The organism is Pseudomonas juntendi (assembly GCF_009932375.1).
Classification (GTDB): Bacteria; Pseudomonadota; Gammaproteobacteria; order Pseudomonadales; family Pseudomonadaceae; genus Aquipseudomonas; species Aquipseudomonas juntendi.
This window is the reverse complement of sequence record NZ_BLJG01000076.1, coordinates 1-15,374: the sequence shown is the minus strand read 5'-3', so window position 1 is coordinate 15,374 and position 15,374 is coordinate 1. Positions and strand designations below refer to the sequence as shown.

Below are 15,374 nucleotides of genomic sequence, written 5' to 3'. Positions count from 1 at the left end.
CCTGTACAGGCTGCGGGCTACTTCATATTGACATCACGCTGAAGCGCGCCTAAGGTTCGCTCCAGACGGCAGCACGACTAGATTGGCTGTGACAGGCCTTCCCTTCCTAGTACATACGAACCGCTGTGAATATGGTGGGTCGTGTAGGATTCGAACCTACGACCAATTGGTTAAAAGCCAACTGCTCTACCAACTGAGCTAACGACCCGTTGGATGGCGCGTATAATACTGATTTCTAACGGGAAATCAATACCCTCTGATCAGTTCAAGCGTAGCGCGTCGGGTCCTCGACACCGGCAGCCCTGAAGCCATCGGCACGTAGGCGGCAGCTGTCGCACTTGCCGCAGGCACGTCCTTCATCGTCGGCCTGGTAGCAGGAAACAGTCAGGCTATAGTCCACACCACGGGCCATACCGGCCTGCACGATTTGCGCCTTGCTCATGTTCTGCAGCGGCGCCTGGATCCGGAAGCCCTGCCCTTCGACCCCGGCCTTGGTCGCCAGGTTGGCCATGCGCTCGAACGCTTCGACGAACTCAGGGCGGCAATCCGGGTAGCCGGAGTAGTCCACGGCGTTCACGCCAATGAAGATATCACGCGCCTCCAGCACTTCAGCCCAACCCAGCGCCAGCGACAGGAACACGGTATTGCGCGCTGGCACATAGGTCACCGGAATACCTTCACCGGGGGTTTCCGGCACGTCGATGCTGCTGTCGGTCAAGGCCGAACCACCAATACCGTCCAGGTTCAAGCCAATGACCTTGTGCTCGACCACGCCCAAGTCGCGGGCCACGCGGGCGGCGGCGTTCAGCTCGGCGCGATGGCGCTGGCCGTAATCGAAGCTCATGGTATAGCAGCTGTAGCCGTCGGCCTTGGCCATGGCGACCACCGTGGCCGAGTCCAGGCCACCGGACAACAGGATGACTGCGCGTTTTTCTGTCATGTGTATTTACTCCTCAATCAACGCCCGGGTTCGTCGTTCCACAGCAGCTTGTGCAACTGCAGCTGGAAGCGCACGGGCAGGTTGTCGGCGACGATCCAGTCTGCCAGGTCGCTGGCGCTCACCTGATGATGGCTGGGTGAAAACAGCACTTCACCGGCACGCTCGGCCAGGTTGTATTGGATCAGCTTGGAAACTGCCCAGTCGTAATCCTCGCGGGAACAGATGACGAATTTGACCTGGTCGTTGCGGGTCAGCTGGTCGATGTTCGAATAGAGGTTACGGTGCGACTCTTCGGAACCTGGGGTCTTCAGGTCTACCACACGACTGACCCGGGTGTCGGTGCCGGCGATATCCAACGCGCCACTGGTCTCCAGCGACACCTCGTAGCCGGCATCGCACAGCCGCTGCAGCAGCGGCAGCGCATTCGGTTGGGCCAGCGGTTCGCCACCGGTGACGCACACGTAGCGCGGCCTGAAGCCGGCCACTTGTTCAAGGATCGAATCGAGAGTACGGATGGTACCGCCACTGAAGGCGTAGGCACTGTCGCAGTACTGGCAGCGCAGGGGGCAACCGGTGAGCCGCACGAATACCGTGGGCAGCCCAGCCGTTCGTGTTTCACCCTGCAAAGAGTAAAAGACTTCGGTGATGCGTAATGTGTCTTGCATGCTCGCCACGGGCGTGACAGCTAAACAGGCTGCCCGCCTCCGTCAGGCACTGCCGCGGACTCGACATCGCGTTATCCGCAGCAGCGTGTTTACGAAAAAAGGGCCGTGATTCTAACGAAAAAACCCGCGACTGGCGCGGGTTTATTTCAAACGCTACTGCAAAGGGCCTTAGAGCTTTTGCAGGTCACGCTGTGCCAATTGCGCGGCAGAGGTGCCGGGATACTGGGTGATGACCTGTTGCAGGATGCTCTTGACCTTATCGGTGTGGCCCATGCGGCGCTCGACGTCGGCCAGTTTGTAAAGCGAGTCTGGCACCTTGCTGTGCTTGGGGTACTTTTGGCTGACTTGGGCAAACGCCTGGCTGGCGCCTTGCAAGTCACCCTTGGCCAGGTTCACCTCACCCAACCAGTACTGGGCATTGCCGGCGTACTGGCTGTTCGGGTATTTGCGCAGGAAGGCGGTGAACGCCTGGCTGGCCTTGTCGAAGTCTTTTTGCTTGATCAGGTCGAAAGCTGCATCGTAGTAGAGCTTCTCTTTCGCCGGATCACCGGGTTCGCTACTGGCGGCCGGTTGTTGCGCAGCAGCACCGGCTGCTGCACCGGAGGCGGCATTGGATGCACCACCGGAGGAATTGTCAGGGGTTGCGGCAGGTGCAGCACCACTGTTGATGCGACGGTCCAGGTCCTGGTACCGCTCCAGGTTTTCCTGCTTCATGCGCGACACATCGTTTTGCAGCTCTTCGATGATGCCTTGCTGGCGGGAAAGCTGGTCCTGCATCTGTTGCAGCTGCATGAACAGCTGGCCCTGTGCAGAGGCAGGGGCCGAAGCCCCCGACCCGGCATAGGCGCCGCTCGTGCCATAACCCGCGGGCGGATAACTGCCTGCGTTGTCATCTACTACAGGGACCTCAGCCCAGGCCGCGAGCGGCAGGCTGAGTGCGAGGACGGTTACTACACGGCGGCACATACGCATAAGAACTTACTTACGCAGTTCTACGCGACGGTTCTGAGCCCAGGACTGCTCGTCGTTGCCGGTAGCAACTGGACGCTCTTCGCCGTAGGAAACCACTTCCAGTTGAGCAGGGGAAACACCCTGCAGAACCAGGTAGCGCTGAACGGCTTTCGCACGACGCTCACCCAGAGCCATGTTGTACTCGCGGGTGCCGCGCTCGTCGGTGTTACCTTCCAGAACAACGCGGTTGCCGTTGGCTTTCAGGTCCTTGGCGTGAACGTCCAGAGCGCGCATGGCTTCTGGCTTCAGGTCCGAGCTGTCGTATTCGAAGTAGAAGGTGGTGATTGCGCGCAGGGCGGCTTCTTCGCTCAGGGAGCCGTCAACAGCGCCAGTGTTGGCACCGTAGCCAGCGTTAGGATCTACAGCAGCGCCTTCGCCTGCGTTGTCACCGCCCTTCGAGGAGCAACCTACAGCTACGGCCATGGCCAGAGCCAGCGCAGCAAATTTACCAAACTTCAGCATTTCCATCGTGAAACTCCTAATGAAACCCCAGTGTGTTAAGCAAAACGTATTACGCCGCAATCAGTTCAGGTAAGGGGACCAGGACGGTTCTCTGACTTCGCCTTGAGCGGTAGGAAGTGGGAGCCTCACGCGGCCATTAAGCGACACGAGCATCAAGACTCCCCGGCCCTGCTGGCGGGTGGCGTAGATTAGCATGGTGCCGTTTGGCGCAACAGTGGGAGACTCATCAAGACTTGTTTCCGAGAGAATCTTTACACTTCCGCGCTGCAAGTCCTGTGCCGCCACTTTGAAGTTGGTAAAGCCCTGTTGGCGATGAATCATCACCAGGGTTTTCTCGTCTGCCGAAAGTTTCGGGTTGGCGTTGTAGTTACCCACGAAGGTTACGCGCTCGGCACCCCCCCCACTGACCGACTGTTTATAGATCTGCGGTTTGCCGCCCCGGTCGGAGGTGAAGTAAATGGTGTTGCCGTCTTTACCCCAGAACGGCTCGGTGTTGATACCAGGGCCGGCGGTTACGCGGCTGATCTGGCGCGAGGCCATGTTCATCACGTAGATGTCCGGGTTGCCGTCCTTGGACAGCACGAAGGCCAGGCGCGAACCGTCAGGCGACCAGGCTGGCGCGCCGTTCAGGCCCTCGAAGTTGGTCACCTGTTCGCGGCGGCCGGTATCGATGTTCTGCACGAAGATGCGCGGGCGCTTCTGTTCGAACGATACGTAGGCAATACGCTTGCCATCCGGTGCGAACCGCGGCGACAGGATAGGCTCGCGCGATTGCAGCAGGGTGACCGCACGTGCACCGTCGTAGTCCGAGCGCTGCAGGGTGTAGCGGGTATTGTTGGTGGAGAAGCGCTCGGCAGTCACGTACAGCATGCGGGTCGAGAACGCACCCTTGATGCCGGTGAGCTTCTCGAACGACTGGTCTGCAATGTAGTGCGCCATGTCGCGCAACTGGTCGGTGCTGCCCGCCACGCTACCGGTCAGCACTTGCTGCTCGGTGGCGACGTTGAACAGCGCGTACTGCACCTGCAGGCGACCACCCGACGGCACGATGCTACCGACCATCACGTACTGGGCGCCCAGGGCTTTCCAGTCACGGAAGATCACTTCGCTGGCCTGCGACGGCTGGCTGATCATGTTCTGCCGCGGAATCGGTGAATAGTAGCCAGAGTTGCGCAGGTCGTTGCCGATGATGTCGGCAATGTCTTCAGGCAACACGCTACCGCCCTGCATACCGAACGGTACTACCGCGATGGGCGTGGCCCGGTCGCTGCCGCTGGTGACCAGGATGTTCTTTTCCTCTGCCACCGCCAAGCCTGCCACGCAGCAGAGCAAGACCAGCAGTCCTCTCAGACGTTTAATCACAACGCTAGATCCTCAGGTGTAAATGTCATCTTGAACGAACGATAACGGTTGAAATCGCTCGGCTTCATACCCTGCATCTCGGTCAAACGACCAATGTTCTTGACCGCAGCCACCGCCGAACTGTCGAACGGGCCGTCACCACTGGAACGGACCACGCTGACACTGGTAACGGTACCGTCCGGCAACATGCTTACCTGCAGGGTCACCGTCATGCCCTTGCGCGCGGAAGGCGGACGCGCCCAACCCTCGGCCGCGCGCATGCGGATCAGGTCGTCGAAATCGCCGGCCACCTGGTCACCTTGCTCGTCAGCCAGGGCCTGCTGCCGCTCGGTGGTATCGGACAACAGCTCGGCCAGGGCCTGGGCTTTCTTGTCTTCTGCCGCCTTGCGAGCCGCTTCCTGTGCCTTTTTCTTCTGGGCGTCTGCAGCGGCCTTCTTCTTGGCCTCTTCAGCTGCCTTCTTCTTCGCGTCCTCGGCCGCCGCTTTCTTCTTGGCGTCCTCGGCTGCTTTCTTCTTGGCCTCTTCGGCTGCCTTTTTCTTGGCGTCCTCGGCGGCTTGTTTCTTCGCCTCTTCAGCGGCCGCTTTCTTGGCCTCTTCTTCGGCTTTTTTCTTCGCTTCGTCCTCGGCCTTCTTCTTGGCGATGTCAGCCTGCTGCTTCTCGGCGGCTTTCTTCGCCTCGTCGGCCTTCTTGGCTTCGGCGGCTTGCTTGGCCTTGGCGGCTTCGGCGGCCTTGGCCGCGTCCTCGGCTTTTTTCGCCTCGGCGGCTTCGCGAGCCTCTTCGGCCTTTTGAGCGGCGTCGGCTTTCTTTTGTTCCGCAGCCTTGATGGCCTCCTGCTCGACCTTCTTCTGCTCCAGCTGCTCGACTTCAGTCTGACGCGACGCGGTTTTCTTCGCTTCCCCGGCAATCTTCTGGTTGGTCTGGGTGGTCGCCTGGCTCTTGGACTTGAGCTGGTAAAGGGTAGCCTGGACGATTGGCTTGGAAGGCGGCAGCTCAGGCGTCATGGCAAAACTGACGAACAGCAAGCCGAACACCAGCACATGCAGACCGATGGCCCAGACACTGGGCCAGAAGTAGCTTTCCGAGGCGGATGGCTCTCGCTGTTGCATCAGGGCGCCTCGGTAATCAGGCCAACGTTACCGACACCGGCCTTCTGCAACCCGCCCATGGCACCCATGACCGCGCCATAGTCGACCGCCTTGTCACCCCGAATGAATACCTGGGTCTGCTTGCCCTGGTCACGGCCGGCGGCAATGATCTTGGTCACGGCATCGGTCATGGCCGGCAGGGTCATGGCCTTGTCCATCTGCTTGTCGGTATCGACTTCGCTGCCGAGGTTCCAGTAATAGGTCTTGTCGGCCTTGATGGAGATGGTGAGGATCTGGACGTTGTTGTCCTGCGGCAAGGCTTCGCTGGAAACCTTGGGCAGGTCTACCTTCACGCCCTGGTTGAGCATGGGCGCCGTCACCATGAAGATGACCAGCAGCACCAGCATCACATCGATGTAGGGCACCACGTTCATCTCGGCGACGGGCTTGCGTTTGTGGCGAACTCGGGCCATGGGCTTCTACCTGATTACTCTTCGCTGGTGTGCACTTTACGGTGCAGGATCGCCTGGAACTCGTCGGCGAAGGTGTAGTAACGGCCGATCAGCACTTCGCTGCGCGCGGCAAAACGGTTGTAGGCAATGACCGCCGGAATTGCCGCGAACAGGCCGATGGCCGTAGCCACCAGGGCTTCGGCGATACCCGGGGCAACGGTGGCCAGGGTCGCTTGCTGGGCGCTGGCCAGGCCGCGGAAGGAGTTCATGATGCCCCATACGGTACCGAACAGGCCGATGTACGGGCTGGTGGAACCGACGGTGGCCAGGAACGGCAGGCTCTGCTCAAGCTTTTCTTCTTCGCGCGAGATGGCCACGCGCATGGCACGGCCCACGCCTTCCATGACCGCATCCGGGTCTACACCCGGCTGCTGGCGCAGGCGCGAGAACTCTTTGAAGCCTGCACGGAATACTTGCTCCACGCCGGAATCCGGGTCTGGGTTGCTGCCTGCCTGACGGTACAGCTTGGACAGGTCGATGCCCGACCAGAAGCGCTCTTCGAAGGCATCCAGCGCACGACGACCGGCGCGCAGCATGGCGCTGCGCTGGAAGATCATGATCCATGAGGTGACCGAGGCGGCCACCAGGGTCAGCATTACCAGCTGAACCACCACGCTGGCATTGCTGACCAGACTCCACATGGAGGTATGGTCGACGACGTTAGCTTCCACGCTTATTCTCCTGCGTTCGATTGATTACCCGAGCCGTCCGCCGCAAAAGCGTCGCGCAGCTGGGGGGGTATGGCTCGGGGTTTGAAAGTGTCAGCACGCACTGCGGCCACCAGGAACTGCCCCTCGCAGAGCAGCGTTTCATCGTTTTCCCGCCAAACCTGCTGGACGAAACGCAGGCTGGCGCGATTGAGTTCAAGTACTTGCGCGGTGACCCGCAGTTGGTCGTCCAGCCGCGCCGGCGCGTGGTAGCGCGCTTCGCTGGAATGGACCACGAACAGCAGATTGTCTTCGGCCAGTTGCGACTGGGAGAACCCCAGGTGCCGCAGGCGTTCGGTGCGCGCGCGCTCCATGAATTTCAGGTAGTTGACGTAATACACCACGCCACCGGCATCGGTATCCTCGTAATAGACGCGACAACGGTGTGCGAACGGTTCCAGGCCATTTTGCGCGCGCATACTCTAGTGCTTACTCCTCGGCTTGCCAATCCGCTGTGGCAACTGTTTTTTCGTCATTAATGTCTTATTGCCAGCAACCATTCGGCGTGCCTGCGGTAGGACCACGAAAAGTCGGTTTCGATCTGTCATTCATCGCCCGGTTCCGAATAATCTGCGCCCTCCCCCAGGCGCCCTGGAATATTCAGGCCGAAGTGCAGGTAGGCATGCCGTGTGACAACGCGGCCACGCGGCGTGCGCATGATGTAACCCTGTTGAATCAGGTAGGGCTCGAGTACGTCTTCGATGGTATGGCGCTCTTCGCTGATGGCCGCCGCCAGGTTGTCGACGCCCACCGGGCCGCCATCGAACTTCTCGATCATGGTCAGCAACAGGCGACGGTCGGAATGATCAAAACCGCGCTCGTCGACGTCCAGCAGGTTCAACGCCATGTCAGCCACGGCCTTGGTGATCTGGCCCTTGCCGCGCACCTCGGCGTAGTCACGCACGCGGCGCAGCAGGCGGTTGGCGATTCGTGGCGTGCCACGGGCGCGGCGGGCAATTTCGTAGGCACCCAGGTCCTCGATGGCCAGGCCAAGAATATTGGCCGAGCGGCTGACGATGGTGGCCAGGTCCTTGTCGCTATAGAACTCCAGGCGCTGGACGATGCCGAAGCGGTCACGCAACGGGTTGGTGAGCATCCCGGCACGGGTAGTTGCACCGACGAGAGTGAACGGCGGCAGGTCGAGCTTGATCGAACGGGCCGCTGGCCCTTCGCCGATCATGATGTCGAGCTGGAAGTCTTCCATGGCCGGGTACAGCACCTCTTCGACAACCGGCGACAACCGGTGGATCTCGTCGATGAACAGCACGTCGTGCGGTTCGAGGTTGGTCAGCATGGCCGCCAGATCGCCCGGGCGCTCCAGAATCGGCCCAGAGGTGCTCTTCACCGAAACGCCCATTTCATGGGCGATGATGTTGGCCAGGGTGGTCTTGCCCAAGCCTGGGGGGCCGAAGATCAGCGTGTGGTCGAGCGACTCGCTGCGCCCGCGAGCAGCCTGGATGAACAACGACATCTGCTCGCGCACAACCGGCTGACCGATGTACTCGCTCAGGCTCAGCGGCCGGATCGCACGGTCCTGGACTTCTTCACGGTCGCGGCCACTGGCGGCGATCAGGCGGTCGGCTTCGATCACTTGGCAATCATCCCTTTCAGGCTGCGGCGGATCAGTTCTTCACTGCTCAAACCAGCCTTGTCCTTGATCGCGGCAATCGCCTTGCTGGCTTCCTGCGGCTTGTAGCCCAGCGAGACCAGGGCACTGACTGCATCGGCCTCGGCGCTTGATGCGCTTGCGGCCGGCAACGGCCCATCCGACACCAGGGTAAACATGGCCGGCGAGGTTTCCCAGGCCTTGAAGCGGTCCTTGAGTTCGACCAGCAGGCGTTCGGCGGTTTTCTTGCCGACCCCCGGCACGCGTACCAGGGCCGAAGTATCCTGGGCCTGCACGCAACGTACCAGCTCGTCGACCTCCAGCCCGGACATCAACGCCAGGGCCAGCTTGGGCCCTACGCCGTTCAGGCGGATCAACTCGCGGAACAGCTCGCGCTCGCGCTTTTCGGCAAAACCATAGAGCAGGTGCGCGTCTTCGCGCACCACCAGATGGGTATGCACAGTGACGGTTTCGCCCACTTTGGGCAGACGGTACAGCGTGGTCATGGGCACTTCGAGCTCGTAGCCCACGCCATTGACGTCGATAATCAGGTGCGGCGGCTGTTTTTCCGCCAGGGTGCCGCGCAAACGTCCAATCACGTTCCGATCCTTCCTCTCGGGGAGCCGGTCAACGACCGCTCAACCCTATCAGCAAATGCGGCGGGTGAATGCTTCACCCGGACAAATTTTGTATCTGCGCATGAAGCGCTCAAAGACGCAAGCGCCCGCCGCGTCGGCGTGCGGTGGCCAGGCCATGGGGCACCAGGCTGGAACGGGTATGGGCATGGCACAGGGCAATGGCCAGCGCATCGGAGGCATCGATCTGCGGCTTTTGCGTCAGTTTCAGCAGGTGCATGACCATCATCATCACCTGTTCCTTGTTGGCCCCACCGGTGCCGGCCACGGCTTGCTTGACCTGAGTGGCGCTGTATTCAGCGATTTCCAGGCCGGCTTCGGCAGCGGCAACGATAGCGGCGCCGCGCGCCTGGCCGAGCTTCAGCGCCGAGTCGGCGTTGCGGGCCATGAACACCCGCTCGATGCCCATGGTTACCGGGCCGTGCTGGGTGATGATTTCACTGACACCACGAAAAACGATCTGCAGCCGCTCGTGCAGCTCGCCGCTGCCGGTGCGGATACAGCCCGACGCCACGTACTCGCAACCACGGGCGGTCTGGCGGACGACGCCGTAGCCGGTGATTCGCGAGCCGGGGTCGATACCTAGAATCAGAGTCATAGTGCCTGTCGTAAAAAACTAACGTTGCAAGCCCATAGGGGCCGCTGCGCGGCCCATCGCCGGCAAGCCAGCTCCCACAGGTACAGCACAAGCTTCAAGAAAAGCGCGGTACCTGTGGGAGCTGGCTTGCCGGCGATGGGCTGCACAGCAGCCCCAATAGCAGCCTTGGCTCGGCGAGTCTGCAGACCTTAGCCGAGGTTTTCCATGATCTCGTCGGAAATCTGGGCGTTGGAGTAGACGTTCTGCACGTCATCCAGGTCTTCGAGCATGTCGATCAGCTTGAGCACCTTCTCGGCACCCTCCTGGTCAAGTTCGGCACTGGTGGTCGGCTGCATGACGATTTCCGCGTCAGCGGCCTTGAAGCCGGCCTCTTCGAGGGCGTTACGCACGGCATAGAAACTGTTGAACGAGGTGAATACCTCGAACGAACCGTCCTCGTTGGCTACCACGTCGTCGGCATCGGCCTCCATCGCCGCTTCCATCAACGCGTCTTCGTCCACGCCCGGCGCAAAGCTGAGCTGCCCCTTGCGCTCGAACAGGTAGGCCACCGAGCCATCGGTACCAAGGTTGCCGCCACACTTGGTAAAGGCATGGCGCACGGCGGCGGCGGTACGGTTGCGGTTGTCGGTCATGGCTTCGACCATGATCGCCACGCCACCCGGGCCGTAACCTTCGTAGCTGAGCTCTTCGACGTTGTCGCTTTCGTTGGTGCCAGCACCACGGGCCACGGCGCGGTCGATGATGTCGCGGCTCATGTTGGCGCCCAGGGCCTTGTCCAGCGCCAGGCGCAGGCGCGGGTTGGATGCCGGGTCAGGGCCGCCCTGCTTGGCAGCGACCGTCAGTTCGCGGATCCACTTGGTGAAGACCTTGCCTCTCTTGGCATCCTGGCGCTCTTTGCGGTGCTTGATGTTCGCCCACTTGGAATGACCAGCCATAACGACTCCGTTTTCCTTGAATCACAAACAGCCCCGCCCCATGACGGGGCGGGACGGGAAAATGCCTGCGCCGAAACGCAAAGGCGCATCCATGTGGATGCGCCCGGGACTGCTTATTCGACCTTGGTCTGTTCACGCAGTCGGATGTGCAGCTCGCGCAGGGCCTTGGCGTCGACCAGGCCAGGGGCCTGGGTCATGACACACGCGGCGCTCTGGGTTTTCGGGAAGGCAATCACTTCACGAATCGACTGGGCGCCAGTCATCAGCATGACCAGGCGGTCCAGGCCGAAGGCCAGGCCACCGTGAGGCGGCGCACCGAACTTCAGAGCGTCGAGCAGGAAGCCGAATTTCTCTTCCTGTTCTTCGGCTTCGATACCCAGCAGGCGGAACACGGCCTGCTGCATCTCTTTGCGATGGATACGGATCGAACCGCCACCCAGCTCGGTACCGTTCAGGACCATGTCGTAGGCACGCGACAGCGCGGTAGCCGGGTTGGCCTCGAGCTCTTGCGGGGTGCACTTCGGCGCGGTGAACGGGTGGTGCAGCGCGGTGAAGCTGCCGTCTTCGTTCTCTTCGAACATCGGGAAGTCGACGACCCACATCGGTGCCCACTCGCAGGTCAGCAGCTCGAAGTCGTGACCCAGGCGGATACGCAGCGCGCCCAGCGCTTCGCTGACCACCTTGAACTTGTCGGCACCGAAGAACACGATGTCGCCGTCTACGGCGCCAACGCGGTCGAGGATGGTGTTGAGGTTGGCCTCGGGGATGTTCTTGACGATCGGCGACTGCAGGCCTTCGACACCCTTGGCGCGCTCGTTGACCTTGATGTAGGCCAGGCCCTTGGCACCGTAGATGCCGACGAACTTGGTGTACTCGTCGATCTTGCTGCGCGGCATGCTGGCGCCGCCTGGCAGGCGCAGGGCGGTTACACGGCACTTCGGATCGTTGGCCGGGCCGGCGAACACCTTGAAGTCGACATCCTTGAGCTGGTCGGCAACGTCAACCAGTTCCAGCGGGTTACGCAGGTCTGGCTTGTCGGAACCGTAGCGGCGCATGGCTTCTTCGAAGGTCATGTGCGGGAATTCGCCGAATTCCAGGTCGAGCACTTCCTTGAACAGCTTGCGGATCATGCTTTCGGTCAGGCCCATGATCTCGTTTTCATCGAGGAAGCTGGTCTCGATGTCGATCTGGGTGAATTCCGGCTGGCGATCGGCACGCAGGTCTTCGTCACGGAAGCACTTGGCGATCTGGTAGTAACGGTCGAAGCCGGCCACCATCAGCAGCTGCTTGAACAGCTGTGGCGACTGCGGCAGGGCGAAGAAGCTACCGGCGTGGGTACGGCTAGGCACCAGGTAGTCGCGCGCGCCTTCCGGGGTTGCACGGGTGAGGATTGGGGTTTCGACGTCGAGGAAGCCATTTTCGTCAAGGAAGCGACGGATGCTGCTGGTGATGCGCGAGCGCAGGCGCAGCTTGTCGGCCATTTCCGGGCGACGCAGGTCGATGAAGCGGTAGCGCAGGCGGGTTTCTTCGCCGACGTCGGAGTACTCGTTCAGCGGAAACGGTGGCGTTTCTGCTTCGTTGAGCACGGTCAGCTGGTAGCCGAGGATTTCGATGGCACCGGACGCCATGTTGGCATTCACTGCACCCTCAGGGCGCTTGCGAACCTTACCGGTCAGCTGCACGACGTATTCGCTGCGCACGCGGTCGGCAGCGGCGAAAGTTTCGGCGCGATCCGGGTCGAACACGACCTGGGCCATGCCTTCGCGGTCACGGATGTCGAGGAAGATCACCCCGCCGTGGTCGCGGCGCCGATGGACCCAGCCGCAAAGGGTGACTTCCTGGCCGTCCAGGCTCTCGTTCAGTTGGCCGCAATAATGGCTGCGCATCATGATGGTGGTTTCGCTTCTCGTGATTCGTGTATTCGGTGGAGGCCTTGGCCGCCCGGAGGGCTAATACTGCAAGACCCGGTCACAGCATTCAACTCAGTCGGCCTTGTCGCCGCCTGCCAGATTCTTTTTCGCCCCGGTCTTGAAGTCGGTTTCGTACCAACCATTACCGCTCAGGCGGAAGCCTGGGACCGACAGCAGCTTCTTCAGCGCTGGCGCCTGGCAGGCCGGGCAATCGGTCAGCGGCGCGGCGCTGATCTTCTGCAGCACTTCCATACGGTGCTCGCAGGATGCACATTGATAGTCATACAGGGGCATGGGTGTCTCTCGTCAACCAAAACGCTGGCTGCGGGGGCAGCAAAAAGCGGGATTATATATGGTTAGCAAGCACTGCGCAGCCCGCCAGGCGATCAGCGCGCACTTGGCGGGTTCTGCAGCCACGCCACGCAGATGACCCGGATCAGGCCGCTGAAGTTGCGCACGCCACCCTGGCGCAGGTGGATCTCGCGGTCAACGTAGGACAGCACCGCGCTGACCGAGCAACGGTTGGCGGCGGCAATGCGCTCGAGGATCTGCCAGTAGACGGCCTCCAGGCGCAGGCACGTGGAAAAGCCGTTGAGGCGCACGGAGCGCGACACCGGCTGGATCTGCAACATGTCGAAATCCGCCTTGAACGGATCGATGCACGGTTTCCCCGGCCAACGCCCCTGGCCATTTACACGCTTGCTCGCTTGCATCATGCGCCACACTTCCTCGTCACAGGTACCAGGTGGCCTATGAAGCGCTGATGGGCGCGGTCAAAGCAGCGGTAAAGTGTTCCTGCACAAACACTGATTGTCATGCACGACGCGGCCCCTGTGGGAGCGGACGAGCCCGCGAACACCGGCGTAGCCGGTGCCAGCCACCGCGCTGGATTCTTCGCGGCGGTTCGACGCCTCGACACGCCCGCTCCCACACAGGCCACGTCGCGCTTATGAATCGAGTTCTCTGCGCGACAGCCCAGCCCATAGGGCTGTGTTATCTCCCACAGGGTTATGTGACAGCCTGGGTAATCATTTGCCGTCGAGCAGCACCCGCAGCATCCACGCGGTCTTCTCGTGCACCTGCATGCGCTGGGTCAGCAGGTCGGCGGTCGGTTCGTCACTGACCTTGTCGACTACCGGGAAAATACTGCGCGCCGTGCGCACCACAGCCTCCTGCCCTTGCACCAACTGGCGGATCATCTCTTCCGCAGCGGGTACCCCTTCCTCCTCCTTGATGGACGAGTGCCGGGCATAGAATGCGTACGACCCCGGCGCCGGGAAGCCCAGGGCCCGAATGCGCTCGGCGATGGAATCCACCGCCAGCGCCAATTCGTTGTACTGCTCTTCGAACATCAGGTGCAGGGTGCGGAACGAAGGCCCTGTGACGTTCCAGTGAAAGTTATGGGTTTTCAGATACAGCACGTAGGTATCCGACAACAAGCGGGACAGCCCATCAACGATGGATTTGCGATCTTCTTCACTGATACCGATATCGATTGCCATGAAGTTCCCCTTTGCATAAGGCTTGAGACTCAAGCGGGCGACGACCACTGTAGCAATACTTGGCGCCTGTCGCATGTGACATGGCGCAACACATCGCCCGCCGGGCGGCCTGCGGTTTGAGTAGCCTGCGGCTTTACTGTTAAATAGGCAGCGTGCCACCCGTGCGGACTGTTATTGCCGGGTGCATAGGCTGGCCTGCCACGTGTTTGCGCTCTACACCTCATGCGCACCGTGCTGCCCGCTCTTCCTGTGATCGGCCTTATCAACTGTGAGCCAACCCCATGTTCAAGATCGTCCATCTGGTGACGGGTGTGGCAGCTTTGCTGCTATCGCTCATACCCAGCCTGAAAACCGAAGCAACCCCCTTCCTCCTGCAACCCGACGCGGTCTACCTGGCACTGCTTGGCCTGCTCAACCTGGTCCTGGCGCCAGTCGTGCCCCTGTATTACCGAGGCGCGCGCCAGCAACTGCAGCACCTGGCCTGCGCCTTGCTGGTAGTTGCCGTGGTGCTACAGACCCTGACGCTGCTGGCCCGCCCGGAAATGGGCAACCTGGCAGCACTGGTCTGCGCCACGCTGGCCGTCGCCCTGCACCTGGCCGTGGGCTTTGCGCGCAGCCCGCGCAAGCCACGCAACAGCCAGCACACCGCCCCAGATACCGGCAACCGCGATACCGGCACCGTGAAGTGGTTCAATACGTCCAAAGGCTTTGGCTTCATTTCCCGTGATTCGGGTGATGATATCTTCGTGCACTTTCGCGCCATTCGCGGGGAGGGTCACCGCATCCTCGTCGAAGGCCAGCGCGTGGAATTCTCGGTGATGCACCGCGACAAAGGCCTGCAGGCCGAGGATGTGGTGGCCGTGACCCGCCGCTGATACCGCCAGCCCCAGCACGAATGCCCCCGCAGGCCTGACTACCGCCCTGTGGGGGCTCCTGCACCCGATCAGACCAGTGATCAGCGCATCAATAATGCGGCGGCGGCGCCTCGTCCCCTTCGCTACCGAATTGCCCCACCATCTCTTCATGACGCTTTATCAGCTCGGCCACCTGCAGCTGCAGGCGCTCGATCACCTTCGCCTGCTCGACCACCACATCATTCAATGCCTGGAGAGTGTCATCCTGGAACGCCTGGCGGGTTTCCAGTTCGATCACGCGCATTTCCAGTGACATGTCAGGCCTCCTGATAACCGGCCAGCCCCAGGTCGCGCACACGCTGGCGTAGCGCCTGCAGCTGGGCATCGGTATAGGCCACTGGCGGGCACTTGCCCCAGACCGGGGCGGGCCAGGCAGCGTCGTCACGGCGGCGCACGATCACGTGCATGTGCAACTGGCTTACCACATTGCCCAAGGTTGCCACGTTCATCTTGTCGGCGCCGTAGCTGGCCTTCAACGCCTCTGCCAACAGGGTGGTCTCCTGCCACAGTTGCTGCTGCTCGTGCACATC

General features: G+C 61.5%; 20 protein-coding genes and 1 tRNA gene. 1 reads left to right on the top strand and 20 read right to left on the bottom strand.

From position 1 onward, the window contains the following. Positions 1-132: 132 nt before the first annotated feature. The 18 genes from GYA94_RS11200 to GYA94_RS11115 form a co-directional block, all read right to left on the bottom strand. Positions 133-208: transfer RNA gene (locus GYA94_RS11200), tRNA-Lys, on the bottom strand. Between the two features lie 57 nt (positions 209-265). After that, entirely contained in the window at positions 266-940 is a 675-nt protein-coding gene (gene queC / locus GYA94_RS11195; protein ID WP_161892318.1) for a 7-cyano-7-deazaguanine synthase QueC, read from the bottom strand. A 17-nt stretch (positions 941-957) separates the two neighbouring features. Further along, positions 958-1,605: a 7-carboxy-7-deazaguanine synthase QueE gene (gene queE, locus GYA94_RS11190; RefSeq protein ID WP_029887418.1), complete on the bottom strand. Its 648-nt coding sequence runs from the start codon at positions 1,603-1,605 to the stop codon at positions 958-960. A 168-nt stretch (positions 1,606-1,773) separates the two neighbouring features. Then, entirely contained in the window at positions 1,774-2,577 is an 804-nt protein-coding gene (ybgF, locus tag GYA94_RS11185; protein ID WP_029887417.1) for a tol-pal system protein YbgF, read from the bottom strand. A 6-nt stretch (positions 2,578-2,583) separates the two neighbouring features. After that, positions 2,584-3,084, bottom strand: a complete 501-nt coding sequence (gene pal / locus GYA94_RS11180; protein WP_029887416.1) for a peptidoglycan-associated lipoprotein Pal — start codon at positions 3,082-3,084, stop codon at positions 2,584-2,586. A gap of 54 nt (positions 3,085-3,138) precedes the next feature. After that, positions 3,139-4,440 carry a Tol-Pal system beta propeller repeat protein TolB gene (tolB, locus tag GYA94_RS11175; RefSeq protein WP_009684057.1) on the bottom strand — a complete coding sequence of 434 codons (1,302 nt, stop codon included), beginning with the start codon at positions 4,438-4,440 and terminating at the stop codon, positions 3,139-3,141. After that, a complete protein-coding gene (gene tolA, locus GYA94_RS11170) occupies positions 4,437-5,546 on the bottom strand; it encodes a cell envelope integrity protein TolA (RefSeq protein WP_054905832.1) in 1,110 nt (369 codons plus the stop codon). Before tolA ends, tolB begins: the two co-directional genes overlap by 4 nt. Next, positions 5,546-5,998, bottom strand: coding sequence for a protein TolR (gene tolR, locus GYA94_RS11165; protein WP_003254760.1), 453 nt, complete (start codon positions 5,996-5,998; stop codon positions 5,546-5,548). Before tolR ends, tolA begins: the two co-directional genes overlap by 1 nt. 14 nt (positions 5,999-6,012) lie before the next feature. Then, positions 6,013-6,708 carry a protein TolQ gene (gene tolQ, locus GYA94_RS11160; protein WP_009684054.1) on the bottom strand — a complete coding sequence of 232 codons (696 nt, stop codon included), beginning with the start codon at positions 6,706-6,708 and terminating at the stop codon, positions 6,013-6,015. A 2-nt stretch (positions 6,709-6,710) separates the two neighbouring features. Then, positions 6,711-7,163: a tol-pal system-associated acyl-CoA thioesterase gene (gene ybgC / locus GYA94_RS11155; protein WP_054911979.1), complete on the bottom strand. Its 453-nt coding sequence runs from the start codon at positions 7,161-7,163 to the stop codon at positions 6,711-6,713. Positions 7,164-7,288: 125 nt separating this feature from the next. Further along, positions 7,289-8,335 (bottom strand): Holliday junction branch migration DNA helicase RuvB, encoded by a 1,047-nt coding sequence (gene ruvB, locus GYA94_RS11150; protein ID WP_029887414.1) that lies wholly within the window; start codon positions 8,333-8,335, stop codon positions 7,289-7,291. Continuing rightward, positions 8,332-8,949 carry a Holliday junction branch migration protein RuvA gene (gene ruvA, locus GYA94_RS11145; RefSeq protein ID WP_029887413.1) on the bottom strand — a complete coding sequence of 206 codons (618 nt, stop codon included), beginning with the start codon at positions 8,947-8,949 and terminating at the stop codon, positions 8,332-8,334. The genes ruvB and ruvA overlap by 4 nt, the downstream gene beginning before the upstream one ends. Before the next feature lie 109 nt (positions 8,950-9,058). Beyond that, entirely contained in the window at positions 9,059-9,583 is a 525-nt protein-coding gene (gene ruvC / locus GYA94_RS11140; protein ID WP_029888028.1) for a crossover junction endodeoxyribonuclease RuvC, read from the bottom strand. 188 nt (positions 9,584-9,771) lie between these two features. Next, entirely contained in the window at positions 9,772-10,518 is a 747-nt protein-coding gene (locus GYA94_RS11135; protein ID WP_110679218.1) for a YebC/PmpR family DNA-binding transcriptional regulator, read from the bottom strand. A 113-nt stretch (positions 10,519-10,631) separates the two neighbouring features. Next, entirely contained in the window at positions 10,632-12,407 is a 1,776-nt protein-coding gene (gene aspS / locus GYA94_RS11130; protein WP_029888030.1) for an aspartate--tRNA ligase, read from the bottom strand. Between the two features lie 93 nt (positions 12,408-12,500). After that, positions 12,501-12,722, bottom strand: coding sequence for an FmdB family zinc ribbon protein (locus GYA94_RS11125; protein ID WP_003254776.1), 222 nt, complete (start codon positions 12,720-12,722; stop codon positions 12,501-12,503). 92 nt (positions 12,723-12,814) lie between these two features. After that, on the bottom strand, positions 12,815-13,144 hold the full coding sequence (locus tag GYA94_RS11120) for a ribbon-helix-helix domain-containing protein (protein WP_009684046.1): 330 nt from the start codon (positions 13,142-13,144) through the stop codon (positions 12,815-12,817). A 312-nt stretch (positions 13,145-13,456) separates the two neighbouring features. Further along, positions 13,457-13,930 (bottom strand): Dps family protein, encoded by a 474-nt coding sequence (locus tag GYA94_RS11115; RefSeq protein ID WP_009684045.1) that lies wholly within the window; start codon positions 13,928-13,930, stop codon positions 13,457-13,459. Between the two features lie 281 nt (positions 13,931-14,211). Here GYA94_RS11115 and GYA94_RS28490 point away from each other — a divergent pair, with 281 nt between their 5' ends. Further along, complete coding sequence (locus tag GYA94_RS28490) at positions 14,212-14,805, top strand: cold-shock protein (RefSeq protein WP_009684044.1); 594 nt, start codon at positions 14,212-14,214, stop codon at positions 14,803-14,805. 88 nt (positions 14,806-14,893) lie between these two features. Here GYA94_RS28490 and GYA94_RS11105 read toward each other — a convergent pair whose 3' ends face one another. Together GYA94_RS11105 and GYA94_RS11100 are read right to left on the bottom strand one after the other, a co-directional pair. Next, on the bottom strand, positions 14,894-15,100 hold the full coding sequence (locus GYA94_RS11105; protein ID WP_110679221.1) for a SlyX family protein: 207 nt from the start codon (positions 15,098-15,100) through the stop codon (positions 14,894-14,896). A 1-nt stretch (position 15,101) separates the two neighbouring features. Next, positions 15,102-15,374, bottom strand: a 273-nt coding sequence (locus GYA94_RS11100; protein ID WP_161892317.1) for an HIT family protein, incomplete at its 5' end; no start/stop codon positions are given.

Coding starts and splice junctions, on each gene's coding strand:
- queC (WP_161892318.1), bottom strand. CDS start 940: ATGACAGAAAAACGCGCAGTCATCCTGTTGTCCGGTGGCCTGGACTCG.
- queE (WP_029887418.1), bottom strand. CDS start 1,605: ATGCAAGACACATTACGCATCACCGAAGTCTTTTACTCTTTGCAGGGT.
- ybgF (WP_029887417.1), bottom strand. CDS start 2,577: ATGCGTATGTGCCGCCGTGTAGTAACCGTCCTCGCACTCAGCCTGCCG.
- pal (WP_029887416.1), bottom strand. CDS start 3,084: ATGGAAATGCTGAAGTTTGGTAAATTTGCTGCGCTGGCTCTGGCCATG.
- tolA (WP_054905832.1), bottom strand. CDS start 5,546: ATGCAACAGCGAGAGCCATCCGCCTCGGAAAGCTACTTCTGGCCCAGT.
- tolR (WP_003254760.1), bottom strand. CDS start 5,998: ATGGCCCGAGTTCGCCACAAACGCAAGCCCGTCGCCGAGATGAACGTG.
- ybgC (WP_054911979.1), bottom strand. CDS start 7,163: ATGCGCGCGCAAAATGGCCTGGAACCGTTCGCACACCGTTGTCGCGTC.
- ruvC (WP_029888028.1), bottom strand. CDS start 9,583: ATGACTCTGATTCTAGGTATCGACCCCGGCTCGCGAATCACCGGCTAC.
- GYA94_RS11135 (WP_110679218.1), bottom strand. CDS start 10,518: ATGGCTGGTCATTCCAAGTGGGCGAACATCAAGCACCGCAAAGAGCGC.
- aspS (WP_029888030.1), bottom strand. CDS start 12,407: ATGATGCGCAGCCATTATTGCGGCCAACTGAACGAGAGCCTGGACGGC.
- GYA94_RS11125 (WP_003254776.1), bottom strand. CDS start 12,722: ATGCCCCTGTATGACTATCAATGTGCATCCTGCGAGCACCGTATGGAA.
- GYA94_RS11120 (WP_009684046.1), bottom strand. CDS start 13,144: ATGATGCAAGCGAGCAAGCGTGTAAATGGCCAGGGGCGTTGGCCGGGG.
- GYA94_RS11115 (WP_009684045.1), bottom strand. CDS start 13,930: ATGGCAATCGATATCGGTATCAGTGAAGAAGATCGCAAATCCATCGTT.
- GYA94_RS28490 (WP_009684044.1), top strand. CDS start 14,212: ATGTTCAAGATCGTCCATCTGGTGACGGGTGTGGCAGCTTTGCTGCTA.
- GYA94_RS11105 (WP_110679221.1), bottom strand. CDS start 15,100: ATGTCACTGGAAATGCGCGTGATCGAACTGGAAACCCGCCAGGCGTTC.